Genomic DNA, 24,241 nt, shown 5'->3' on the forward strand with positions numbered 1-24,241 from the left:
GGATTCGGAACCCATGCGCGACTTTGTCTTCAACGGCCAGCCGTCGCGAGTGGTGTTCGGCGTGGGCGCGCTGCGACACCTGGGCCGCGAGATCGATGCCTTGGGCGCGACGCGCGCACTGGTTCTGTCCACGCCGGAACAGGCTGGGCAAGCGCAACACGTCGCCGATCTTCTCGGACCGCGTGCGGCAGGCATTTTTCCGCGGGCGGTGATGCATGTGCCGATCGAGACCGCGCGCGAGGCCCGCGAGCTGGCAGTGCGGCTGCAAGCAGATTGCGCGGTAGCGATCGGAGGGGGATCCACGACCGGCCTGGGGAAAGCCATCGCACTCGAATCCGGCCTGCCGATCCTGGCCATTCCAACCACCTACGCCGGCAGCGAGATGACGCCGATCTACGGCATCACCGAAGGCGGACTGAAAAAGACCGGCAAAGACGCGCGCGTGCTCCCGCGCACCGTCATCTACGACCCCGATCTCACGCTCACACTGCCGGTTGGCCTGTCCGTCACGAGCGGCATCAATGCCATCGCGCACGCGGCCGAGGGGCTGTATGCGCAGGACAGCAATCCCATCACGGACCTGATGGCAGGCGAGGGCATTGCCGCCATGGCGCGCGCAATCCGCGGACTGCATACCGATCCGGCCGACGTCCAGGCCCGAAGCGAGGCGCTGTACGGCGCGTGGCTGTGCGCAACCGTGCTGGGCAACGTGGGCATGGCCTTGCATCACAAGCTGTGCCATACCTTGGGCGGCAGCTTCAATCTGCCGCACGCCGAGGTGCACACGGTGGTGCTGCCGCACGCGCTGGCCTTCAATGCTTCCGCTGCGCCACTGGCGATGGCCCGCATCGCTGCAGCCATCGGCACCGCCGACGCGGCGGCTGGACTGTGGCGCCTTGCGCGCGACAACGGCGCCCCCGTGGCTTTACGCGACATCGGCATGCGCGAGGCCGACCTGGACCTCGCAGCCGATCTAGCCGTCCGCAACCCTTATTGGAATCCGCGGCCCTTCGCCGCAGCGCAACGCGGCGAGCTTCGCGCGCTGCTGCAGCGCGCCTGGTCGGGCGAGCCTCCGGACTCAGAATGATCAATATCGACGAGAACACCATCACGCAGGCTGTCATCGATCGCCTGGCCGGCTGCGAACAGCCGCGGCTCAAGCATGTGCTTTCCTGCCTCGTCCATCACTTGCACGACTTCGCCCGCGACCATGACCCGGGTCCCGCAGCGGACGGCACGCTCCTCAAGGAGCCGTTCTACACGCTCGACTTCAACCTGGTGCTCGCGCGTGCCGGGTCCGGCGATCCGCCGCCCTGACTTCTTCATCCTTCCTCAGAACCATTCCCACGGAGACAAACCATGACCTTGACCCGCAGACAGTTCGCACAAAACGCCGCCGCATTGGCCGCCATCGGCGGAACGCCGCTGGCGTTCGCGGCCGACACGCTCAAGATCGGCTACGTGTCACCGCAGACCGGACCGCTGGCCCCGTTCGGCGAAGCCGACAAATGGGTGATCGAGCAGATGAAGGCCGCGTTCAAGAACGGCATCACTGTGGCCGGCAAGAAGTACGACGTGCAGATCCTGCTGAAAGACAGCCAGTCCAACCCCAACCGCGCGGGCGAAGTCACCAACGACCTGATCCTCAAGGACAAAGTGGCATTGGTGCTCACGGCCGGCACGCCCGAGACGGCCAACCCAGTGAGCGATGCCTGCGAGCTGAACGAGGTGCCCTGCATCTCGAGCGTTGTCCCCTGGCAGCCCTGGTTTTTCGGCCGCAAGGGCGACCCGGCCAAGGGCTTCAACTGGACGTACCACATGTTCTGGGGCCTGGAGGACGTGATCGCGAACTTCACCAACGGCTGGAAAAGCCTGGCCACCAACAAGAAGATCGGCGGCCTGTTCCCCAACGACGGCGACGGCAACGCCTGGGGCGACAAGGAACTGGGCTTTCCCAAGCCGCTTGCGCAAATGGGCTTCTCACTGACCGACCCAGGCCGCTTCCAGAACGGCACGCAGGACTTCAGCGCGCAGATTGCCGCCTTCAAGCGCGACGGCGTGGAGATCGTGACCGGCGTGGTGATTCCGCCCGATGCCAAGACCTTCCTGACCCAGGCTCGCCAGCAGGGCTTCAAGCCCAAGGTCATCACGCTTGGCAAGGCATTGCTCTTCCCCGGCGCGATCGAGGCCCTGGGCGATCTGGGCGACGGCTTGACCACCGAAGTGTGGTGGAGTCCTTCGCATCCGTTCGCGTCGTCCCTTACCAAGCAGAGCGCCAAGGCACTGGCTGACTCCTACGAAAGCGGCGCCAAGAAGCAGTGGACCCAGCCGATCGGCTTCGCGCACGCGTTGTTCGAGGTCGCGGCCAACGCGTTGTTGAACAGCAAGTCGCTCAAGCCAGCGGACGTGCGCGACGCGGTGGCCGCCACGGACCTGCAGACAGTCGTCGGCCCGGTCAAATGGGGTGGCCCAGGGCCGTTCAAGAACGTGAGCAAGACGCCCCTGGTGCTGGGCCAGTGGGGCAAGGGCAAGAAGTACAAGTACGAGCTGACCATCGTCAACAACGAGGCGGCCAAGGCGATACCCGCTGGCGGCTCGATCCGCCCGATCTGAGCGGAAGGTTCTGCCATGCCACTTCTGGCCCTGCATGCGGTCAGCAAATCTTTCGGCGCGCTCAAGGTAACCGACGGTGTGACGCTGTCGGTGGCCGAGGGCGAGACGCTGGGGATTCTCGGGCCCAACGGCGCGGGCAAGACGACGCTGTTCAACCTGATCTCCGGCGACGCCCGGGTTGACCAGGGGAGGGTGGTGTATGGCGGGCAGGACATCACGCGGCTCAAGCCGCACCAGCGCTGCCGGGCGGGTATCGGCCGCAGCTACCAGGTGCCGCAGCCGTTCGGTGCCATGACCGTGTTCGAGAATCTGGTCACTGCGGCCTGTTTCGGTGCAAGGCAACCCGAGCGTGAGGCCTGGCACACGGCGCACGAGGTGCTCGATCAGACGGGGCTGCTGGCGCACGCCAACCAACCGGCCGGCGGGCTGACGCTCCTCAATCGCAAGCGCCTGGAGCTGGCACGCGCGCTGGCCACGCGCCCCAAGCTGCTGCTGCTCGACGAGATCGCCGGGGGCCTGACCGAGCACGAAGCCCAGCAACTGGTCGCCGAACTGCGGCGCATCAAGGCGCGCGGAATGACCATGATCTGGATCGAACACGTCGTGCACGCATTGCTGTCGATCGCGGATCGGCTGTTCGTCCTCGATTTCGGCCGCAAGCTGGCCGAGGGATTGCCTGGCGCCGTGATGAACGACCCGCAGGTCCGGCGCGTCTACATGGGCATCGAGGTGTAGATGGAACTACTTTCCACCCACGCGCTGCAAGCCTTCTACGGCGACGCGCAGGCGCTGTTCGGAATCGACTTCATGTTGGCTCGCGGTGAATTGGTCGCCATCATCGGTGCCAACGGTGCGGGCAAATCGACTTTCATGAAATGCCTCACCGGCCTGTTGAAGGCGCCGCGTGACGCCATTCGCTTCAAGGGTGAGCCCATCGGCGGCCTGCCGCCGGGTGAGATCTTGCGGCGCGGCCTCGCACTGGTGCCGGAGGGCCGGCGGCTGTTTCCCAGCCTCTCCGTCGAAGAGAACCTGCTGATGGGCGCGGCGGCGGGCCGCCCCGGCACCTGGAACCTGCGACGCGTGTACCGCCTCTTTCCCATCCTCCCGGAAAAGCGCCATGTCCCCGCTACGGCCCTCTCGGGTGGCCAGCAGCAGATGGTGGCGATCGGCCGCGCACTCATGAGCAATCCCGAGGTGCTGTTGTGCGACGAACTGTCGCTGGGCCTCGCGCCGATCGTGATTCGCGAGATCTACGCAGCCATGCCGCAGATCACCGCCGAGGGCATGACGGTGGCCATCGTGGAGCAGGACGTGGCGTTGGCGCAGCGGGTTTCGCAGCGCATGTACTGTTTCCAGGAGGGCCGGGTCTCGCTGACGGGCCCCTCGTCGCAGCTGCCGCGCGAGCAGATATCGCAAGCATATTTCGGGCTTGCCGCATCATGATCGAGATCCTGCTGCAAGGCGTGCTGCTCGGCGGCCTGTACACCTTGTTCGCGCTGGGCCAGTCGCTGATGTTCGGCGTCATGCGGCTGACGAACACGGCGCATGGAGACTTCATCATCCTGGCCGCGTTCGGCGCCATCGCAGGGCTCATGCTGGCCGGGACGTCCACTGCCGCCACACTGGCGGTGGCAATCGCGCTGCTGCCAGTGGCCTTCTGCGTCGGCTGGTTGTTGCAGCGCTACCTGCTCAACGGCACGCTGGGGCGCGACCCGCTGCCATCCCTCGTGGTCACCTTCGGCCTGGCCATCGTGGTTCAGAACCTGCTGCTGGAGCTGTTCTCGGCCGACCCGCGCTCCATCGAAAGCGGCGGATTGAATACGCAAAGCCTGGCCTTGACCGCCGACCTCGCAATAGGCGTTCTGCCGCTCTTGATCCTGGTGCTGGCGGTGGCGGCTACAGCAGCCCTGCAGTGGCTGTTCTCGTCCACGGCCATTGGCCGCTCGTTTCGCGCCGTGTCGGACGACCGCGAGATCGCCGAGCTGATGGGCCTGAATGCCGGGAAGGTCTATGCCTTGGCCACCGGCATCGCTTTCGTGCTGGTGGCGCTGGCGGGCGTGCTGCAGGCGATGCGCACGACTGTTGCACCGTCCGACGGGCCGCTGTTGCTGCTGTTCGCGTTCGAGGCGGTGATCATCGGCGGCTTGGGCTCCTTCTGGGGCACACTGGCCGGCGCCATGCTGCTGGGCCTGGCGCAGCAGATCGGCTTCTGGCTGGACCCAGGATGGGGCATCTGGATCGGTCATATGGTGTTCCTCGCGGTGCTGGTGCTCCGCCCGCAGGGACTGTTTCCCAAGACCCGGAGCTAGCATGACACTCCCTCCCGAAGCGGCCTACGGCCGCCTGCCCCCGGCTGTGCGCCTTTCCGCGCCGTTCGAAGTCGAGCGCGGCACCCGCGCGAACCAGTGGGCACTGGGTGTTTCATTGGCGCTGGTCGGCGTGGCTGCCAGCCTGCCATTCTGGGGCGAGTCCAGCTGGATGCGCGAGTTCGTGGAAATCGCCTGCTACTTCATCTTCGCGATGATGTGGAACCTGCTGGCCGGGTATGGCGGCATGGTGAGCATCGGGCAACAGGCGTTCTTCGGCCTGGGCGGCTACGCGATGCTGGCACTGGGCAACTTCGCGGGCGTCAATCCGTTCGTGGCTGTGCCGCTGGGTGCGTTGGCGGCGGCACTGGTGGCACTGCCGGTTTCGTTCGTCGCGTTCCGTTTGCAGGGCGGCTATTTCGCCATCGGCACCTGGGTGATCTCCGAGGTATTTCGCCTGTCGGTCGCCAACATCCCGGCTGTGGGCGGCGGTTCGGGCACGACGCTCACGGCATTGCGCGGCATCGAGAGGGCCACGCGCGAGAGCGTCACCTACTGGATGGCGCTGGCCTGCGTGGTGGCGGCGATTGCGGGCGTGTACCTGTTCCTGCGCGGCAAACAGGGCCTGGCCCTGCTGGCCATCCGCGACAACGAGGTGGCGGCCGAGTCGCAGGGGATCGCGGTGCGGCGCATGAAGCTGGCGGTCTATGCGGTGGCGGCCTTCGGCGCGGGGCTGGCCGGCGCACTCTATTTCGTGGGCAACCTGCGCATCAGCCCGGATTCGGCCTTCAGCGTGAACTGGATGGCGTTCGCCATTTTCATGGTGGTGATCGGCGGCATCGGCCGTATCGAAGGGCCGATCGTCGGCGCCGTGATCTTCTGGGGTCTCAACAAGTTCTTCAGCGACTGGGGCACCTGGTACCTGCTGGGCCTGGGGTTGCTCGCAATCATCGTCACCCTCTTTTTCAAGCAGGGCCTCTGGGGCTTCGCACAGATGCGCTGGGGCTGGATGTTGTTTCCCACGCAGCGCCGGCTGGTGCACACTGTCTCGGAAGAGCGTGCATGAGCAGCACCTATTTCATCGTGCTGGGCACCGACCACCCCGATAGCCATGCTTTGCGCGAGCAGGTTCGCCCTTCCCATCGCGAGTGGTTGCGCGAGCATCACGGCCATGCCGTGTCGGTCATCCACGCGGGTCCCACAGTAGATGCGCAAGGCCGAATGAATGGCACCGCACTCGTTGTGGAGGCGAGCGACGAATGCGACGTGAGGCGGTTTTTCGATGCCGACCCCTATAGCAGGGCAGGGCTGTTCGCTTCGGTGGAGATCCGTTCCTGGCTTTGGACCTTCGGCCGCCAGGAGTCTGAGCGGCAGAGCGCCCGTCCGGTGCCGCGAAGGGACTGACCCACCCGCAATGGGTGGGTCACTCCCTGCGAAGGCACACGCACTTGGCGTGGCCGCAGCATTGACAGTCGATTCATGGGGAAGCCCCCGTTGACGATTGCGCAAAAGCGCCATCTGATGCTGCCAAGCGGCCCCTCTCTCGCGTGGCCCGTCGACAAGCCCCTTAGTATGAACGCCATCATGTCTGTCACTGACTCCCCATCCGGCAGCGCAGCGCTCCTCGGAACGAGGAAAGGCGCCGTGGCTCGCACCGGCCTGCTGTCGCTTCTGTCTGACGCGCGCCGGCGCGCCTGCATCCTCATCCAGGGCCCGGCCGGCAGCGGCAAGACGACTCTGGCCTCGCAATGGCGCGCCGTCGTCGTGTCGTACGGCTACGACTTCGCAGCGATGACCGTCGGGCCTGGGGACGACCGGGAGCGCATGGCCGACAGCCTGTTTGCCTGCCTTGATCATGTGGATCGTTCACTGGCGCGCGAGGCGGCATTTGTCTACAACCGCAACGGTGGAGCGCCCACATGGGAGCCAGCGGCCATTGCACTCATCCGTGCGCTGACCAAACACCCGCGCGACCTCGTCCTGATGATCGACGACTACCACCTGATCACGGACGAGGATGCACATCGGTTCGTGCAGATGCTGCTCGACTTCGCGCCGCCGAACTTCCATCTGCTTCTGGCATCGCGAAGCGCACCATCACTTTCGCTCGCGCGCCTGCGCGACAAGAGCGAGATTCTCGAGCTGGGGTTCAGCGACCTCCGATTCAGCTTGTCCGAGACCGAAGAACTTCTGTATGGGCAAAACGCCAGTCTTCCGCCACGCGACGTGAGAAGCCTGCACGAACTGACTGACGGATGGGTGGCGGGTCTGCGCCTGGTCGCGATGACGATGCGAAACCAATCGGACCGTGCCTGGGTGGGTCCACTGGGGCGGCTTCAGAACCCCAGCGACTTCAACGCCTATTTTCATCAGAACGTGCTGGCCACCTTGCCTGACTGCGACGTGGACGCGCTCTGCCGGTTGGCAGTTGCGTCGCGCTTTGACGAGGGGGTGTGCACGGCCTTGTTCGGGGACGACGCGGGCCAGGCGTTGTTCGAGCGGCTACGGCGCGACAACTTGTTCCTCATTCCCGTCGAAGGGGTGAAGGGGTGTTCCTGGTACCGTTTCCATCCGTTGTTCCGCGACGAGCTGAATTCGCTTTTCGACAGCTTGCCTGACGCCGAACGGCGCAGTACCCACTCGCGATTGGCGGAGTCGTTCGGCCGGCGCACGCAACTGCGCGAAGCGGTCCATCACAGCGTGGCGGCCGGCGAGGTCGAGAAGGCGGCGGACTGGGTTGATCGGTACGCCAAGTCCATGTTTCTGCACGGCGACTTGCGCCGTCTTGTCCGCGCAGTGGCGGAATTGCCTTCCCCGGCGCTTCACTCGCGCCCGTCGCTGCGGTTGTGGGTCGCGTGGGCCCAGCTGTGCTACCGGAAGTTGGATGAATGCGGGCAAAGCATCGAGGATCTCAGGGCCAGCTTGCCGGCCGACGACGAAAACGCCCAGCATCACCTGACCTTGCTCGAGGCCTCTCTTGCGCTGCAACAAGACGACACGGAAGCCGCCAGACGGCTCTTGCCGGCGCTCGACGCGATGACGACGGCCCAGGACGCGATTCTTTCGGGCGGCCGTCGCAATATCCTCGGGTGGTACCACGGCCAGCTCAACCACGGTTCGGTCGCGAGGCTGCATTTGGCGGGCAGGCATTTCTTCCTCGAGGGCGGGGAACCCCTTCTCGATTCGGCATTCGGATTCCTGGTGGGAGAGTGCCTTCGGGGCCACTCCTATGTCAAGGAAGGCAACATGCGCGAAGGGGAGCGGGCGCTGCGCGAGGTTCTGGGCAAGTCGGAGAAAATGTTCGGGCCGTTCTGCGAAGGGGCGGCCAATGCCGCGGGCTTCCTCGGCACGGTGCTCTACGAGATAGACGAATTGCCTGCGCTTCGGGTACTGCTGGAGCCGCGGATGGACCTCATCGAGCGCGCGGGTCTGCCCGATGCCGTGATCATGGCGTCCCTCATGCTTACCCGGATGTACCAGGCCGAGGGCAGCTTCCAGGAAGCGCTCGCGGGCGCGGACAGGCTGGAGGAGATTGCGCGGCGCCGGGGGCTCGACCGCATGCTCGCTCTTGCCTTGAACGAACGCGTGGCGATTCAGCTGAAGATGGGCGACGTGGCGTCCGCGCAAGGCACGGTCGCGCAGATCAGCGCCGTCGCATCTCGCCAGGGCGGGCGAACATCCAACTCGGCGCTTGCCGTGTGGTGGCATGAGCGGTTTGCCCGTGCCGAGCTGCTCGCGGCATTGCGGCGCGAACAGGAGGCGATCGAGGCGCTGCACGAGCTGATGTCGTCAAGTCTTTTCGAAGACAAGCTGCAGGCGCGCGCTCAGGTTTTCGCCCGGGCGGCCATACTTCAGCGGCGCTTGCGGCGCGAGCCCGAAGCGCTCAGGCATAGCGCGCAAGCCTGGACGATCGCCCAGCGAATGGGTCTGATGCGCAGCATGCTCGATCTCGGTCCGGAGGTGCTTTCGTTGGGACAAGACGCGTCGCGCGGGCAACTGCTCGACGACGCGGCACAGTTCCATCTTGAGCGGGTGGCTCAGCGAGCACACCTCAATCAGTCACGTGTGGCGCCGCCGCCCATGCCCACGCATGGCCGCCTCAGTTCGAGGGAGGTCGCCATCATCAAGGCACTGTCCGCCGCGCTGCCCAACAAGCGGATCGCGCAGGCCCTCGAGATTTCGCCTGAAACAGTGAAGTGGCACTTGAAGAACGTCTACTCGAAACTTGGTGTGTATGCCCGCGATGGCGCCGTGAAGCGCGCACGCGAACTGGGTTACCTGGAGCCCGGCCGCTGAGGCGCCGTTCGCAGGCGCCCGTTCGCGTCCGGGCGGTCCGTTCAGATGTCGATGGCGATCTTCCCGAAATGCTTGCCCGTTTCCTGATGGCGAAAAGCATCCGCCAGCTCAGGCAACGCGAAGTGGGAATCGATGATGGGACGGATATTGTTGGCCTCCACCGCGCGAACCATGTCTGCCTGCGATTTGTGGGAGCCCACCATGATGCAATTGATGCGCAATTGCCGGCCCATCATCACGGTCGTGGGCAAGGGCCCCTCATGGCCGGTCAGCAGGCCGACGAGGGCGACGCTCGCGCCGACACGGCATGCCGAGAATGACTGCGGCAGTGTTGCGGGGCCGCCAACGTCCACCACGTGATCGACGCCGCGCCCGCCGGTCAATTTGCGGGCAAGGGCTCCCCATTTCGGCTCGGTCCGGTAGTTGATCACATGCTGTGCGCCCAGCGCCTTCAGCCGTTCCAGCTTTTCGTCGGAGGACGAGGTTGCGATCACGTTCGCTCCCATGGCCTTGGCGAACTGCAGCGCGAACAACGAAACGCCGCCGGTGCCTTGCAGCAGAACGGTGTCGCCGGCCTTGACCCGGGCTTCCACCACCAGTGCCCGCCACGCCGTCAGGCCTGCGCAGACCAATGACGCCGATTCGGCGTAGGTCAAGCCCTTCGGTGCCTGGGTGAAGGCGCTCGCGGGAGCGGTCACGAATTCGCGGGCGAATCCGTTCGCGCCGTCGCCGGGGACCGACGCCAACAGTTGGGCGCCGAATCGGTTCAGCGGCTCGCCGTCCAGCCAATCGGGAAAGAAGGTTGAAATGACCTTGTCTCCGACCTGGTAGTCGGCCACGCCTTCGCCGACCGCTGTGACTTCACCGGCGCCGTCGGAAAGAGGGACCAGGCCGTCGGCGGCAGGTGCCACTCCGGCGACGACCAGGTAGTCGTGGTAGTTGATCGAGCTCGCGCGGATGCGCACGCTGATCTCGCCCGGCCCAGGTGCGGCGGGCTCGCCCATCTCGGTGAGCTCAAGCTTGTCGAGCCCGCCGGGTTTGCGAAGAATGACTGCCTTCATCGATGTTTCTCCAGAACTTGGGAGGTGGGTTCCATCTCACGCCACCTCGAAGAGCCCGGCCGCTCCCATCCCGCCCCCGACGCACATGGCGACCACAACGTATTTCACGCCACGCCGCTTGCCTTCGATCAAGGCATGGCCCACAAGGCGCGAGCCCGTCATGCCATACGGGTGCCCGATGGAGATGCCGCCACCATCGACGTTGTAGATTGCGGGGTCGATTCCGAGGTTGTCGCGGCAATACAGCACCTGACAGGCGAACGCTTCGTTCAGCTCCCACAGGCCGATGTCGCTGACCTTCAGCCCATGGCGCTTGAGCAGTCGGGGGATGGCATAGATGGGTCCGATCCCCATTTCTTCGGGGGCGCATCCGGCGACGGCCATGCCTCGATAGATGCCGAACGGCGCAAGCCCACGACGGCTTGCGACGGCCGAGTCCATCAGCACGCACGCCGAGGCGGCGTCCGACAGCTGGCTCGAATTGCCGGCGGTCACGCAGCCGCCTTCGATCACGGGCTTCAAGGAAGAAAGGCCTTCCAGCGTGGTGTCGGGGCGATTGCCTTCGTCGCGGTCGAGAACGACCTTCCGGTGTTGCACTTCGCCCGTGGCCTTGTCGGTCACCGTCATCGTGGTTTCGAAGGGGACGATCTCATCGGCAAAGCGGCCCTCCCGTTGAGCAAGACCCGTGCGGCGCTGCGACTCTAGCGAGTAAAGGTCCTGCGCTTCGCGGCTGATGCCGTACTTCGCGGCGACGAACTCGGCCGTCTTCAGCATGGGCATGTAGGCATGCTGGGCCCGCGAGACGACCTGTGGGTCCAGTTCCGCAAAAGCCCAGTCGAAGTAGGGCTTCTGCACCGCGCTGATGTTCTCCTGGCCTCCAGCGAGAACGACGTCCATGCCATCGACCATGATCTGCTTGGCCGCCGTGGCGATGGCCATCAGACCCGACGCGCACTGGCGGTCCATCGTTTGTGCGGCCACGGTCACGGGCAGGCCGCCCGCCAGCACGGCGTTGCGCGCAATGTTCATGCCCGCGGTGCCGGCAGCCAGGACGGTGCCGAACACGGCGTCTTCGATCTCCGCCCCGTCGATGCCCGCCCGTTGGACTGCGGCTGCCACGACATGCCCAAGCAGCGATGGCGACTTGGTGTTGTTCGTTGCGCCCTTGTAGGCGCGGCCGATGCCGGTGCGTGCCGTGGAAACGATGACAGCCTCTCTCATGATGCGCGGCCTCCATCGATGTCCGCGTTGGCTGCGGCGGTGAAGGCGAATGCCGTTCTACTGATCATGAATGTCTCCTGGTGTTGTGACGTGGGCTGACTGTTTCGCGATTCGCCTGATCTGCCACCACCCGCGACGGGTGGGTGGGCACGCGCCGCGGCCGGCGGCCCACCCACATTGGGGGGGGCAACGCAAGGGGGAATGCGAAATAGTCACACATCCAAAAGCGTGGTGCGCGAAGTTCGGCGCCAACAATTACAGGAGACAACGAATGGACTCGCGCGGCGTGCAACCGAGGCGGTCAGCGATCTGCCGAGGCATGGGTAGAGGGAGTCGCGTCGTTCAGACGCATCGCTGGACACTTTTTCTGGCCGCGGCCCTGGCTGCGGGCGCGCCGTCATTCGCGGCCACGCCGGTTGCCGATGCGCTACAGCGCCCGGCGCTGGCCGTGAGCGCACCGCAGCGTGCGGTGCTGCTGGCCGGCGCCCAGGCTGGCGCGCGCGTCATCGCCGTCGGCGAGCGCGGCATCGTCGCACTCAGCGACGACAGCGGCAAGACCTGGCGCCAGGCGCCTTGCCCGGTCAGCGTGACACTGACCATGGTCCGGTTTGCCGACGACCGCAATGGCGTGGCCGTGGGCCACGGCGGCACCGTGCTGACCACCGCCGATGGGGGGGCGAGTTGGTCCGTCCGACTGGACGGCCGACGTGCCGCGCAACTGGCGAAAGAGGCCGCCACCACGCCGGCGGCGCAGCGCGACGCCGAGCGCCTGGTTGCCGACGGGCCCGACAAACCGTTCCTCGATGTGCTCGTGTGGGACGCGAAGCGCTTTCTCGTGGTGGGCGCCTACGGCCTCGTCTTCCATACCGCCGACGGCGGCGCAACCTGGACGCCGTGGATGGCGCGGCTGCCCAACCCGAAGTCGCGGCACTGGTATGTGGCCAGGCGCAGCGGCAACGCTCTATGGCTGGCGGGCGAGCAGGGCCTGGTGACACGCTCGACCGACGGCGGCGAAACCTTCCAGCCCGTCGCGTCACCGTATCAGGGCAGCTGGTTCGCCGGCGCGTTGCAGCCTGACGGCGGCGTGCTGCTGGCGGGCCTGCGCGGCAATGTCTGGCGTACGGCCGACGCCGTGAACTGGACCCAGATCCCCTCACCAGTCCCAGCCTCCATTACCGCCGTGGCAACCGCCGAGGACGGCCGTCTGCTGCTGGCCAGCCAGGCCGGCCTGGTGCTGGTGCTGCAGGGCGACCGGCTGGTTCCGCTCGGCAGCGTGTCCGTGCCCAATCCGGCCGGCCTTCTGCAACTGCAAGGTGGCGCTTTGCTTTCGGTGGGAATCAACGGCGTGCTGCCGGCGCTGGAGGTTCGGCCATGACGCCTCAGGGTTTCAATCCGCGTTCCGGCTCGCCTGCCGAACCGCGCCGTGATGCCGTGAAGAAACTGCCCCGCGACTGGCGCGATCTGGGTGACGCCGCTTGTTGCGCGGCGCTCTTCGTCGCAGCGATCACTGGGCTGCTCGCGCTCTACTGGGTCCTCTGGTACATGCCGCCACTGCGCTAAACCCGTGTGGAGCAAAAACGGAGTATTGGTTTTATGGAATATCTCAAGTCCACATGGTATGTCGCAGCGTTCGGCAACGAAATATCTGCTGCTCTGTTCGAGCGAAGGATCTGTGACGAACCCGATGCCGCGGAGCGCGCTCGCGCCGCCGCATGACCGCGGCATCGCGCCATGTGCGCATCTCGCGCAAAACCGACGAGGCGCAAGATACCTGTAGCTTCGAGCTGATCGATACCGAGGGTGGCGGCCTGCCGCCCTTTTCAGCGGGCTCGCACATCGACGTGCACGTGGCGGAGGGCCTGGTGCGCCAGTATTCGCTGTGCAACGACCCGCGCGAGACGCACCGCTACCTGATTGCCGTGCTGCGCGAGCCCGCATCGCGTGGCGGCTCGGTGGCGATGCACGCGATGCAGGAGGGGCAGGAACTGCGCATCAGCGAGCCGAAGAACCACTTCTCGCTGGCGCACGATTCCCGGCACAGCGTGTTGCTGGCCGGCGGCATCGGCATCACCCCGATCCTGTGCATGGCGGAGCGGCTGTCGATGATTGGGGCTTCCTTCGAGATGCACTACTGCACTCGCTCGCCCGACCGCACAGCATTCGCCGAGCGTATTCGCGCCTCGAGTTTCGCCGACCGTGTGCACCTTCACCACGACAGCGGTCCAGCGACGCAGAAGCTGGACATCGCCGCCACGCTCGCGTCACCACAGGCCGGAGCGCACCTCTACGTCTGCGGGCCTTCTGGTTTCATGGACGCGGTGCTGTCGGCCGCGCGCGCCGCTGGATGGACGGAATCTTGTCTGCACCGCGAATACTTTGCGGGTGCTGCGGCCGACACCACCCACGACGGCACGTTCGAGGTCCAGCTGGCGTCCACTGGCGCAGTGATTCGCGTGGCCGCCGATCAGACCGTGGTCGCCGCGCTGGCCGCTGTCGGTGTGCGGCTGCCGGTGTCGTGCGAGCAGGGCGTTTGCGGCACCTGCCTGACGCGCGTGATCGACGGCACGCCCGATCATCGCGACATGTACCTCACCGACGAAGAACAGGCTCGCGGGGATCAGTTCACCCCGTGCTGCTCGCGAGCCAAGACACCGCGGCTCGTGCTCGACCTCTGATGACAGACAAGGAACCCAAGATGAACTACCTCCGCCGCGCCTGGTACGTTGCCGGATATGCCGATGAACTGGCCAGCGAGCAACTCCTCGCGCGCACACTGCTCGACGAACCACTGGTCTTCTTCCGACGCCCCGACGGTAGCATTGCAGCTCTCCTGGACCGCTGCCCGCACAGATTCGCGCCCTTGTCGGCCGGCAAGATCTGCGACAACGGTGCCTCGGTGCAGTGTGGGTACCACGGCTTGCGCTTCGACGGGAGCGGCGCCTGCGTGCACAGCCCGCACGCCGACGGCGCCATTCCCAAGGCCGCCGTCGTCAAGGCCTACTCGGTGCTGGAGCGTCACGGCCTGCTGTGGTTCTGGGCCGACGATGCCAGCGAGGCCGACGAATCGCTGATCCCTGATTATTCCAAGCTCAACGGCGCGGCGGAGGATGCGACGGTTCGGGGATACCTTCCGACCGGCTGCGACTATCGACTGCTCGTCGACAACATCCTCGACCTGACGCATGTCGACTATCTGCATGCGGGCACGCTGGGCAGCGGGGCGATGACGCGCGCGAAGGCGCAGGTCACCGACCTCGGCGAGCGCGGCGTGCGCATCGCCTGGCTGTCCAGCGGCGACAAGGCGCCGGCAGTATTCGACAACAGTCTGCGCCAGCAGGGGCAGCCGACGGACCAGTGGACCGAGGTCACCTGGACTGCGCCCGCCAACATGATGCTGCAGGTGGGGGCGACGCTCGCGGGCGAATCGCGCCAGCTGGGTGTTGACTCGCTCGCTTTGCACCTGGCCACACCCGAGAGTGCCGGACGCACGCACTACTGGTACTGGTCTACCCGCACCTTTGGCATCGATCCGCACGCCAACGCGGCCATCAAGGCCCTGTTGGAATTTGCGTTCTCGCAGCAGGACAAGCCGATGCTGGAGGCGCAACAAGGCCGAATGGGCGGTGCCGAGTTCTGGTCGCTCAAGCCCGTCCTTCTGCCCGGTGATGCCGGTGCGGTGCGCGTGCGCCGCAGGCTCGACGCTCTGATCGGGGCCGAAGGCGCGGAACGCTGAGCGAGGCAACGCGGTTGGTGCTCGGCCTCCAGTCGCAGGTTGCCGCCCACCCTCATTGGGGGGGGCAACGCAAGGGGGAATACGAAATAGTGTCTCCTATCCAAAAGCGTGGCGCGCGAAGTTCGGCGCCAACAAATTCAGGAGACAACAAATGGACTTGCGCGGCGTGCAACCGAGGCGGTCAGCGATCTGCCGAAGCACGGGCACGGGGAGTCGTGTCGTTCAGACTCCTCGCTCTTCATCTGTTCTGACCATGGGGTCGCCGTCGTCCGCGGTGCGTGTGGCGGAGGTTCGAACATGACGTCGCAGGTTTTTGATCCTCGCTCCGGATCGCTCGTCGAGCGGTCACTGTTCAACCACCGCCGGATCGTCCTGTTGATCTGCGCGCTGGTCACCGCGATCCTCGGCTGGCAGGCCGTGGGGCTGCGGCTGAACGCCACCTTCGAGAAAACGATTCCCGTCAGCCATCCGTACGTCCAGAACTTCCTGAAATACCAGCGCGAACTGACCGGCTTGGGCAATGCCGTGCGCATCGCGGTCGCCCAGCCCAACGGCACCATCTATGACGCCAAGTACATGGACGCGCTGCGCCGGCTGTCCGACGAAGTGTTCCTGCTGCCCGGCGTAGACCGGGTGTACATGAAGTCGCTGTGGACACCGTCCACGCGCTGGGTCGGCGTCACCGAGGAAGGCCTGGAAGGTGGGCCGGTCATCCCCGAAAAATTCGACGGCTCGCCGGCCAAGCTGCAGGCGCTGGCGGACAACGTCGCTCGCTCGGGCGAGATCGGCCAGCTCGTCGCGCGAGATGCGAAGTCGAGCGTGATCTTCGTGCCGCTGCTCGCGAAAGACGCCGATGGCCGCGCACTCGACTACGGGCAGTTGTCGGACCGGCTCGACGCGCTGCGCGCCAAGTACCAGGCCGAAGGGCTGACCATCCACATCACCGGTTTTGCCAAGATCGTCGGCGATTTGATGGCCGGCGTGCGCGCGGTGCTGCTGTTCTTTGCGCTTGCCGTGGCGATTGCGGCGGCGATGGTGTATTGGTACACGCGCTGTGTGCGCTCCACGCTGCTGGTCGTTCTGGCATCCCTGGTGGCGGTGGTCTGGCAGCTCGGTCTGCTGCCCACGCTGGGCTACTCACTGGATCCGTACTCGATCCTGGTGCCCTTCCTTGTGTTCGCGATCGGCATGAGCCATGGCGCGCAGAAGATGAACGGCATCATGCAGGACATCGGCCGTGGCCTGCCCAAGCTGGTGGCCGCCCGCTTCACGTTCCGCCGCCTGTTCCTGGCCGGCCTCACCGCGCTGCTGGCCGATGCGGTGGGCTTTGCGGTGCTGCTGGTGATCGACATCCAGGTGATCCGGGAGCTGGCGATCGCGGCGTCTATCGGCGTCGCGGCGCTGATCTTCACCAACCTCATCCTGCTGCCGATCCTGCTGAGCTTCACGGGCGTGAGCCCGCGCGCCGCAGAGCGCAGCCTGCGCGAAGAGGCCGCCGATGCCTCGGGGCAGGAAAAGCACCCGATGTGGGCCTTCCTCGATCGCTTCACGCAGCGCCGCTGGGCCACCATCGCGGTGGGCGCGGGCTTGGCAATGAGCCTGTTCGGATTTGCCGTGAGCACGCAGCTCAAGATCGGCGACCTCGACCCGGGTGCGCCGGAGCTGCGTGCCGACAGCCGCTACAACCGCGACGTCGCCTTCATGAACGCCGCCTACGGCGCCAGCAGCGACGTGCTGGCGGTGATGGTGAAGACCCCGGAAGGCAAGTGCGCGCAGTACGAGACGCTGAACAAGGTCGACGCGCTCGAGTGGCAGTTGCGCCAGATCGACGGCGTCGAGAGCACCAACACGCTCGCGCAGCTCAACCGGCGCGTCCTCGCCGGCCTCAATGAGGGCAACCCGCGCTGGTACGAGTTCCTGCGAAACCAGGAGATGCTCAACATGGTCACGTCCAATGCCCCGCGCGGCCTCTACAACGACGCCTGCAGCCTGCTCACGCTCTATGTCTACCTGCGTGACCACAAGGCCGACACACTGACGCGCGTGGTGGACCACGTCGAAGCCTTCGCGAAGGACAACGACAGCGCCGACGCTACCTTCCTGCTGGCCGCCGGCGGCGCGGGCATCGAGGCCGCGACCAACATCGCGGTGAAGGGCGCGTGGCGCACGATGCTCTTCATGGTCTATGGCGCCGTGGTGCTGCTGTGCTTCATCACCTTCAGGTCCTGGCGCGCGGTGGTGGTGGCGGTACTGCCGCTGGTTGTCACCTCGCTGCTGGCCGAGTCGCTGATGGTCGCGCTCGGCATGGGCGTGAAGGTGGCCACGCTGCCTGTCATCGCGCTCGGCGTGGGCATCGGTGTCGACTACGCGCTGTACATCCTGTCGATTACGCTGGCCCAGCTGCGCGAGGGCAAGAGCCTGTCGGAGAGCTACTACCGGGCGCTGTTGTTCACCGGCAAGGTGGTCATGCTGACCGGCGGCACGCTGGCCATCGGCGTAATCACCTGGTTCGCCAGCCCCATCAAGTTCCAGGCCGACATGGGGCTGCTGCTCGCCTTCATGTTCCTTTGGAACATGCTCGGCGCGCTGGTGCTTCTGCCCGCGCTGGCGCACTTCCTGTTGAAACCCGCGTCGCCCGTGGGCGTCACGGACGCGCAGCAGTCACCCGACGAGTTCAAGCAAGCCTCGAGGCCGGCGACGTCGCCGTTGCCGGGCTGAAGACCCGATCCACTTTTTCACCCAGAAGAGGAGACAAACCATGCCCGAACACATCACCCCACCCCGACGGTTTCGCCTGCGCAAGCGGCGGCTTTCGCTAGTTGCTGCCGCTTCGCTGGCGGCGGTATCGGCCGGTGCCGTAGAGCTCGACACGGGCAACGAGGATTGGAACCTGCGCTGGGACAACACCGTCAAGGCCAGCGTGAGGGTGCGCACGGAGAAGCCCGATCCTGTGCTCAAGGACTCGTTTCGCCTGCTGGTTCCAGGCAACCCGGCATCCGCCTTTCCACAGGCGCTGGGCTTGAATGCGGGCGACCAGAACTTCCAGAAGCGCGGCATCGTTTCCGAGCGGTTCGATCTGCTGTCGGAATTCGATGGGGTGTGGCGCAAGAACTATGGCCTGCGCGTCAGCGCATCGGCCTGGTACGACGCCAAGCTGCACCGCCGGACGCAGGCCGACAATGACCCCTTTATCGGCCAGGCCCCGCCCGACGAGTTTCCGGCCGATACCCGCAAGCTCTCCGGCAAGAAAGCGGAAGTGCTCGACGCCTTCGTGTTCGGTTCCTGGGACACGGGCAACGGCACCAAACTGAGCGCGCGGCTGGGGCAGCATGCGCTGCTCTACGGCGAGAGCTTGTTCTTCGGCGACAACGGCATCGCGCGGGCGCAAGGTCCGATCGATGTCGACAAGCTGCTGGCGTCGCCGAATGCCCAGTTCAAGGAAATCATCCGGCCCGTCCCGCAACTGTCGGGGCAACTTCAGATTTCGCCGAAGGTGTCCATCGGCGGCTACTACCAGTTCCGCGCAAAGGAGGATCGGCTGCCGCCGTCCGGAAGCTACTTCTCGATTGCGAACATTCCCTGGGGCGCATCGCAGCCGGAATTCATCCCTCCCAACTTTGTGCTCTTGCCCGGCGGGGACCGGAAGGCGAAGGACTCGGGCCAGTTCGGCATGCAGCTGAAGTGGCGCCTTGAGGACACCGACCTGGGTTTCTTTGCCGCCCGCTACCACGACAAGGGCGGGCAGTTGTACGGCACTCTCAACCCGACGGCCACGCCCAGTGCCGCCGGCACCTTGCCCGGCACCTGGTTCTACGTCTTCCCGGAGAACGTCAAGACCGTGGGCGCGAGCTTCACGCGCTCGATGGGCGACTTCAATTTCGCCGGCGAAGCGTCCGTGCGTACCAACGTGCCGCTTCGCAGCACGAACATGATCTATGCGCCGGCGTTCAGTCCACAGCCTCGTCTCGCCACGGGACGTACGGCGCACATGAATCTGTCGACGCTGGCGGTCTTCGGTCCGAATTTCCTCGCGAAAGAGACGTCCCTCGTTGCGGAGATCGCGTGGAATCGACTGCTGAAGAAGGACGATCCTGACGCCCAACTCGATGCCGGGCGTACGCGTGACGCCACCGCGCTCCAGTTCATCTACACGCCAACCTACCGGCAGGTGGTCTCGGGCCTCGACTTGAGCGTGCCGGTGGGGGTGCGCTACACGGTCGCCGGCAATTCGTCGGTGACGGCGTGGGACGCCAAAGGCAGCGGCAGCGCCAACATCGGCGTGCAGGGCGACTACCTGGGCGTGTGGCAGTTCTCGGCGACCTATACGCATTTCATCGGACGTGCCGCGCCCTTCGCCGACTACTCGCCGCTGCTAACTGGCGGCAGCGTGATCTACGGCCACGGCAATCACCTGGCCGACCGCAACAACGTGGCGCTTTCCGTGCGCCGCACCTTCTGAAACCTCCGGAGCAACGTCATGACTTCGACCATTCGACTCGCTTTGGTGACCGCTGCGGCGCTCGCCTTCACTTCCTTGCACGCGCTGGCTGCGGTGACGGCCGACGAGGCCGCCAAACTCAAGACCGAACTCATGCCGCTCGGCGGCGAGAAGGCCGGCAACAAGGACGGCACCATTCCAGCATGGACCGGCGGCTATACGACGCCGATCCCGGGCGAAAAGCCCGGCGGTCGCCGCGGCGACCCCTTCAAGGACGAAAAGCCGCTGTTCTCGATCAACGCCAAGAATGTCGGTCAGCACGCCGACAAGCTGACCGACGGCACCAAGGCGATGTTTGGCAAGTACCCCGACTACCGCATCGACGTCTACAAGACACATCGCACGGCCGCCGCGCCGCAGTGGGTCTACGACAACACCCTCAAGAATGCGACGCGGGCCAAGATGGCGGGCGAAATTCCCGAAGGGGTGTACGGGGGCATTCCCTTCCCCATCCCGAAGGTTGGCGCCGAGGTCATGTGGAACCACCTGCTTCGCTGGCGCGGCGCTTCCCTGCAATTTCAGGGCACGCAGAACCAGTTGACCAGTGACGGCAAGGTTGTGCTGGTGAACGACATCGTCATCGACCAACAAATGCCGTACTACTTCCAGGACAGCTCGCTCGAGCAGTTCTCGAAGAACCCGGAATACTGGATGGCCAGGCTCATCAGTACCAACCCAGCCATGCGCGCCGGAGAGGCGTACGCGGCACGTCGCCAGTTCGATGGCGAAAAGGACCAGGCATGGGTCTACCTCACAGGTCAGCGCCGGGTGCGCAAGATACCCAACCCCTGCTGCGACGTGCCTGCGGCTCCCACGGCAGGCGTGATGACCTACGACGAGATCGAAACCTTTGCCGGCCGCATCGACCGCTTTGACTGGAAGCTGGCCGGCAAGAAGGAAATCTACATCCCCTACAACGGCAACAAGCTTTTGCAGCCAAAGACCGATGCAGAGGTCATCGGTGCGCACTTTGTCAATCCGGATCACATGCGCTGGGAACTTCATCGTGTCTGGGTCGTCGATGCGGCCTTGCGTGCCGGCCAGCGCCACCAGGCGCCAAAGAGCCGCTACTACTGCGACGAGGACACGTGGCTGTGCGTTTTGGCAGACCGCTGGGACGCCAATGGCCAACTGTGGAGGACGGTCTGGTCGGCGAGCTTCGTGGCCCCCGACTTTCCCGGCACGATGGGCGGCGCGTTCGGGTCCAATGACTTCATCGCCGGCGCCGCATTCATCGGCAACCTCTACAACAGCAAGGCGCAGCAATACCCGATCAAGCCGCGCTATGCCGACAGCGTGTTCACGCCCGACGCGATGTCTGCCGAGGGTGCTCGCTAGTTGTTCGGAATCGGCCTCGCTCACACCGGAGACAACATGAAGCGCAGAAGCTGGATGGCTGCAGCAAGTGCCGCCCTGGCCACGGCCATGAGGCCGGGTCTGGCGCAGGACGCGAGGGCAAAGACGGTCGATGGGACGGCGTTCGACGTCATCATCGTCGGCGGCGGCGCGGCGGGGTCCGCGATGGCCTACCGGTTGTCGTCCGACGCCAGGACGCGGGTGCTGCTGCTCGAAGCCGGACCGGACGAGCGCCCGGCGGTCCTGACCGTGCCCGCGCGATGGCCCGAGTCCCTCGCGACCCAATACAACTACGGCTATTCCTCCGTGGCGCAGAAGGCCGCGGGGGGACGCGTCATCCCGCAACCGCGTGGCCGGGTGCTGGGCGGCACGACTTGTCTCAACGCGATGATCTTCGCCTTTCCCCCCGCGGAAGACTTCGCGCGGTGGGGGCCGCTCTGGAGCTATCCGCAGGTCGCCCGGTCGCTCCACGTTATGGAGTCGCACCGGGGCCGCGGGCGCGGTCGAGGCACGACGGGGCCGGTGCGCAACGGCCCCGCGCGCGAGCGGCACCCGCTCTGCGCCGACTTTGTGAAGGCCGCCGTGCAGGCAGGCCATCCGGCATGCGATGACCTGAACGCGCCCGGTGCTCGCGGGGCGGGTTGGTTCGACCTGAGCATCGACGACAAGGGCGAGCGGCTCGACGCGGCGCAAACTTACATCCGCCCGGTGCGGTCCCGCAAGAACCTCCAGGTCTGGGCCGACTGCGCCGTCACCCGGATCGAGCTCACCGGCGACCGCGTGACCGCTTTGCGGCTGAAGCGTACGAGCGGGGAGGAGATCCTCAAGGTGTCGGGCGAAGTCGTGGTGAGCGCCGGGGCAATCGACTCGCCCGCGCTGCTTTTGCGGTCGGGAATCGGGCCGCGAGAGGAACTCGAAACCATCGGTGTGACCTGTGTGTTGGATCTTCCGGCCGTCGGCCGCAATCTGCGAGACCATCCCGCGCTGCCGGTGGCCTGGTCCACCGACCAAGCCATCGCACCGCCGCGCAACCAGTTCTCCGAATCAACGCTGTACCTGCCGCACGAGAAGCGGGCGGGCGGACGGACCCTCACCATGGCGTTCACCCATGTCGCGGTCGCTCCGGGGGTCAGCGGGGTGGCCAACGGCGCCACCGCCATCATCGGGCTCTACGAGCCCCGCAGCAGCGGCAGCCTCAAGCTCAACCCGGCCAACCCCACGGGCGCGCCGTTGATCGACCCGGGCTACCTGACCGACGAGCGCGACGTCGACGCCCTGGTCGGCTCGATCTCGCTGGCCCGCAAAATCGCCGGGCAGGCCGCACTCGCGGGCTATCACCTGCGGGAGGTCACGCCGGGGCTGGAGGGCGACGACCCGAACAGCCTGCGGCAGATGGTGCGACAGAACGTCATCAGCTACGGCCACCAGTGCGGCACCTGCGCCATGGGCGAAACGGGGGTCGTGGACCAGCGCCTGCGCGTGCGCGGCATGGCCAACCTGCGCGTCGCGGACGCCTCGATCTTCCCCACGATTCCTCAGGTGGCTCCCAGCGTTCTCGTGCAGCTGGTCGGCTGGCACGGCGCCAGGCTGATCGCAGAGGATCTGCGCGCTTCGCGCAAGGCCCGGAGCACGGCATGACCTCGAGCCGAACACTTCACCTGACTCACCACATACCGACAACCGCAAAAGGACATTCAATGACGCAGACCGCAACCTCCCGCAACTTGATTGGCGGAGCCTGGGCCGATGGCGGAACAGCCGTCGAATCTCTCAGCCCTTCGACAGGCCGTTCCATCGGACAGTTCATGAGCGCCGGCGCGGGCGAGGCGGCAGCAGCCATTGCAGCCGCTCGGACCGCCTTCGACTCGACCTCCTGGTCGCAGGACGCGCGGGCGAGGGCGCGGGCCTTGAACGAACTCGCCGACCGCCTGGCCGAGCGGGTCGACGAAGTTGCCGCGAGCCTGTCTCGCGAGGGCGGCAAGCTGTTGTGGCAGACCGGCTGGGAGATTGCGCTTTCCGTGGAGTGGCTGCGCTATGCCGCCGCCACGGCCGTGACCCAGGCGGCAGGCGACCATGCGGAGGTCGCGCCGGGGATCACGTTCAGCTCGACGCCCGAGCCGCTTGGCGTCGCCGGCATCATTTCGCCCTGGAACTCGCCCATCATCCTCACCGTGCGCGCGCTCGGCCCCGCGCTGGCGGCCGGCTGCACCGTGGTCGCCAAATTGCCGGGCCAGACGGGCCTGACCAACGGCCTCTTCGCGGAGGTGGTCGCGGCAACGAAGTCGCTGCCGGCCGGCGTCGTCAACATCCTCACCGAATCCGGCAACGCCGTGGCGCCCGCCCTGGTCGAATCGCCGCACGTCGACGTCATCTCCTACACCGGCAGCACCCATGTGGGCCGCGCCATCGCCGCCTCGGGCGCGAAGACCCTGAAGCGGCTCAACCTCGAGCTCGGCGGCAAGACGCCGCTGGTGGTGTTCGCCGATGCCAACCTCGACGTCGTCGTGCCGACGATCGTCACTGCCCTGACGATGATGAACGGCCAGTTCTGCGTGACGGGCTCGCGCGTGCTGGTCCAGCGTTCGATCGCCGACCGGCTCCGCGCAATGCTCATAGAGGCCGTGGGCTCGGTCAAAGTCGGCCCCAGCGACGATCCGGCCAGCCAGATCGGCCCGCTGATCGACGCGGCCAGCGCGAGGCGCGTCAACCAGATCGTGGAGGAGGCCGCTGCTTACGGCAAGGTCCTCGTGCGCGGTGGCCTCGTCGAGGACGCCGCCCGTCCTGGTGGGGCCTACTACCAGCCGAGCGTGGTGGAGGTGGATCGCCTCGACGTGCCCCTGGTGCAGGAAGAGGTGTTCGGCCCCGTCCAGACCTTCGAGATCTTCGATGACGAAGCAGACGCAATTCGCATGGCCAACGGCACCGACTTCGGCCTGGGCGCGGCGGTGTTCACGCAAGACGAGCTGCGCGCTCGCCGGGTGAGCCAGGCGATCAAGGCCGGCACGGTCTGGACCAACTGCTGGGGCGTGCTGTCGGAACGTTTCGAGCAAGGGGCGTTCAAACAGAGCGGCTACGGCTACCTGTGCGGCCCGCGTGGCATCGAGACCTTCCAGAACATGAGGGTCTACGCCCACGCAGCCCCGATGCAAGGCTGATG

General features: G+C 66.0%; 20 protein-coding genes. 18 read left to right on the forward strand and 2 right to left on the reverse strand.

All coding sequences use genetic code 11. From position 1 onward, the window contains the following. Nucleotides 1-13 precede the first annotated feature (13 nt). The 9 genes from EEB15_RS16910 to EEB15_RS16950 all read left to right on the forward strand — a co-directional run bounded on the left by EEB15_RS16910 (nt 14) and on the right by EEB15_RS16950 (nt 9,215). Complete coding sequence (locus EEB15_RS16910) at nt 14-1,087, forward strand: maleylacetate reductase (protein WP_141511040.1); 1,074 nt, start codon at nt 14-16, stop codon at nt 1,085-1,087. Next, nucleotides 1,084-1,317 carry a hypothetical protein gene (locus tag EEB15_RS16915; RefSeq protein ID WP_141511041.1) on the forward strand — a complete coding sequence of 78 codons (234 nt, stop codon included), beginning with the start codon at nt 1,084-1,086 and terminating at the stop codon, nt 1,315-1,317. Before EEB15_RS16910 ends, EEB15_RS16915 begins: the two co-directional genes overlap by 4 nt. 42 nt (nt 1,318-1,359) lie before the next feature. Continuing rightward, entirely contained in the window at nt 1,360-2,613 is a 1,254-nt protein-coding gene (locus EEB15_RS16920; protein ID WP_141511042.1) for an ABC transporter substrate-binding protein, read from the forward strand. Between the two features lie 15 nt (nt 2,614-2,628). Next, a complete protein-coding gene (locus EEB15_RS16925) occupies nt 2,629-3,348 on the forward strand; it encodes an ABC transporter ATP-binding protein (protein WP_141511043.1) in 720 nt (239 codons plus the stop codon). Continuing rightward, nucleotides 3,349-4,056 (forward strand): ABC transporter ATP-binding protein, encoded by a 708-nt coding sequence (locus tag EEB15_RS16930; RefSeq protein WP_141511044.1) that lies wholly within the window; start codon nt 3,349-3,351, stop codon nt 4,054-4,056. Continuing rightward, entirely contained in the window at nt 4,053-4,922 is an 870-nt protein-coding gene (locus tag EEB15_RS16935; protein WP_141511045.1) for a branched-chain amino acid ABC transporter permease, read from the forward strand. The genes EEB15_RS16930 and EEB15_RS16935 overlap by 4 nt, the downstream gene beginning before the upstream one ends. A 1-nt stretch (nt 4,923) precedes the next feature. Next, nucleotides 4,924-5,985 (forward strand): branched-chain amino acid ABC transporter permease, encoded by a 1,062-nt coding sequence (locus EEB15_RS16940; RefSeq protein ID WP_141511046.1) that lies wholly within the window; start codon nt 4,924-4,926, stop codon nt 5,983-5,985. Further along, nucleotides 5,982-6,323 carry a YciI family protein gene (locus EEB15_RS16945; protein WP_141511047.1) on the forward strand — a complete coding sequence of 114 codons (342 nt, stop codon included), beginning with the start codon at nt 5,982-5,984 and terminating at the stop codon, nt 6,321-6,323. Before EEB15_RS16940 ends, EEB15_RS16945 begins: the two co-directional genes overlap by 4 nt. Before the next feature lie 420 nt (nt 6,324-6,743). Continuing rightward, nucleotides 6,744-9,215 carry a LuxR C-terminal-related transcriptional regulator gene (locus EEB15_RS16950; RefSeq protein WP_141511048.1) on the forward strand — a complete coding sequence of 824 codons (2,472 nt, stop codon included), beginning with the start codon at nt 6,744-6,746 and terminating at the stop codon, nt 9,213-9,215. 41 nt (nt 9,216-9,256) lie between these two features. Here the strand turns inward: EEB15_RS16950 and EEB15_RS16955 are convergent, their stop codons facing one another. Further along, nucleotides 9,257-10,276: an NAD(P)-dependent alcohol dehydrogenase gene (locus EEB15_RS16955; RefSeq protein ID WP_141511049.1), complete on the reverse strand. Its 1,020-nt coding sequence runs from the start codon at nt 10,274-10,276 to the stop codon at nt 9,257-9,259. A gap of 36 nt (nt 10,277-10,312) precedes the next feature. Next, entirely contained in the window at nt 10,313-11,497 is a 1,185-nt protein-coding gene (locus EEB15_RS16960) for an acetyl-CoA C-acyltransferase (RefSeq protein WP_141511050.1), read from the reverse strand. Between the two features lie 319 nt (nt 11,498-11,816). On the opposite strand from EEB15_RS16960, the gene EEB15_RS16965 reads away from it, so the two are divergent. The 9 genes from EEB15_RS16965 (at nt 11,817) to EEB15_RS17005 (ending at nt 24,239) form a co-directional block, all read left to right on the forward strand. Beyond that, a complete protein-coding gene (locus tag EEB15_RS16965) occupies nt 11,817-12,872 on the forward strand; it encodes a YCF48-related protein (protein WP_158290146.1) in 1,056 nt (351 codons plus the stop codon). After that, nucleotides 12,869-13,057: a hypothetical protein gene (locus tag EEB15_RS16970; RefSeq protein WP_141511052.1), complete on the forward strand. Its 189-nt coding sequence runs from the start codon at nt 12,869-12,871 to the stop codon at nt 13,055-13,057. The genes EEB15_RS16965 and EEB15_RS16970 overlap by 4 nt, the downstream gene beginning before the upstream one ends. 152 nt (nt 13,058-13,209) lie before the next feature. Then, on the forward strand, nt 13,210-14,172 hold the full coding sequence (locus EEB15_RS16975) for a PDR/VanB family oxidoreductase (RefSeq protein WP_141511053.1): 963 nt from the start codon (nt 13,210-13,212) through the stop codon (nt 14,170-14,172). Between the two features lie 20 nt (nt 14,173-14,192). After that, nucleotides 14,193-15,230, forward strand: a complete 1,038-nt coding sequence (locus EEB15_RS16980) for an aromatic ring-hydroxylating dioxygenase subunit alpha (protein ID WP_141511054.1) — start codon at nt 14,193-14,195, stop codon at nt 15,228-15,230. A gap of 297 nt (nt 15,231-15,527) precedes the next feature. Next, entirely contained in the window at nt 15,528-17,948 is a 2,421-nt protein-coding gene (locus tag EEB15_RS16985; protein ID WP_141511055.1) for an RND family transporter, read from the forward strand. A gap of 40 nt (nt 17,949-17,988) precedes the next feature. Then, nucleotides 17,989-19,689, forward strand: a complete 1,701-nt coding sequence (locus EEB15_RS16990; protein WP_141511056.1) for a DUF1302 domain-containing protein — start codon at nt 17,989-17,991, stop codon at nt 19,687-19,689. Between the two features lie 18 nt (nt 19,690-19,707). Next, a complete protein-coding gene (locus EEB15_RS16995; protein ID WP_141511057.1) occupies nt 19,708-21,066 on the forward strand; it encodes a DUF1329 domain-containing protein in 1,359 nt (452 codons plus the stop codon). Between the two features lie 36 nt (nt 21,067-21,102). Then, nucleotides 21,103-22,722, forward strand: a complete 1,620-nt coding sequence (locus tag EEB15_RS17000; protein ID WP_141511058.1) for a GMC family oxidoreductase — start codon at nt 21,103-21,105, stop codon at nt 22,720-22,722. A 59-nt stretch (nt 22,723-22,781) separates the two neighbouring features. Beyond that, on the forward strand, nt 22,782-24,239 hold the full coding sequence (locus EEB15_RS17005) for an aldehyde dehydrogenase family protein (RefSeq protein ID WP_141511059.1): 1,458 nt from the start codon (nt 22,782-22,784) through the stop codon (nt 24,237-24,239). Nucleotides 24,240-24,241: the final 2 nt, after the last annotated feature.

Source organism: Ramlibacter sp. WS9, assembly GCF_003797765.1.
Classification (GTDB): Bacteria; Pseudomonadota; Gammaproteobacteria; order Burkholderiales; family Burkholderiaceae_C; genus Ramlibacter.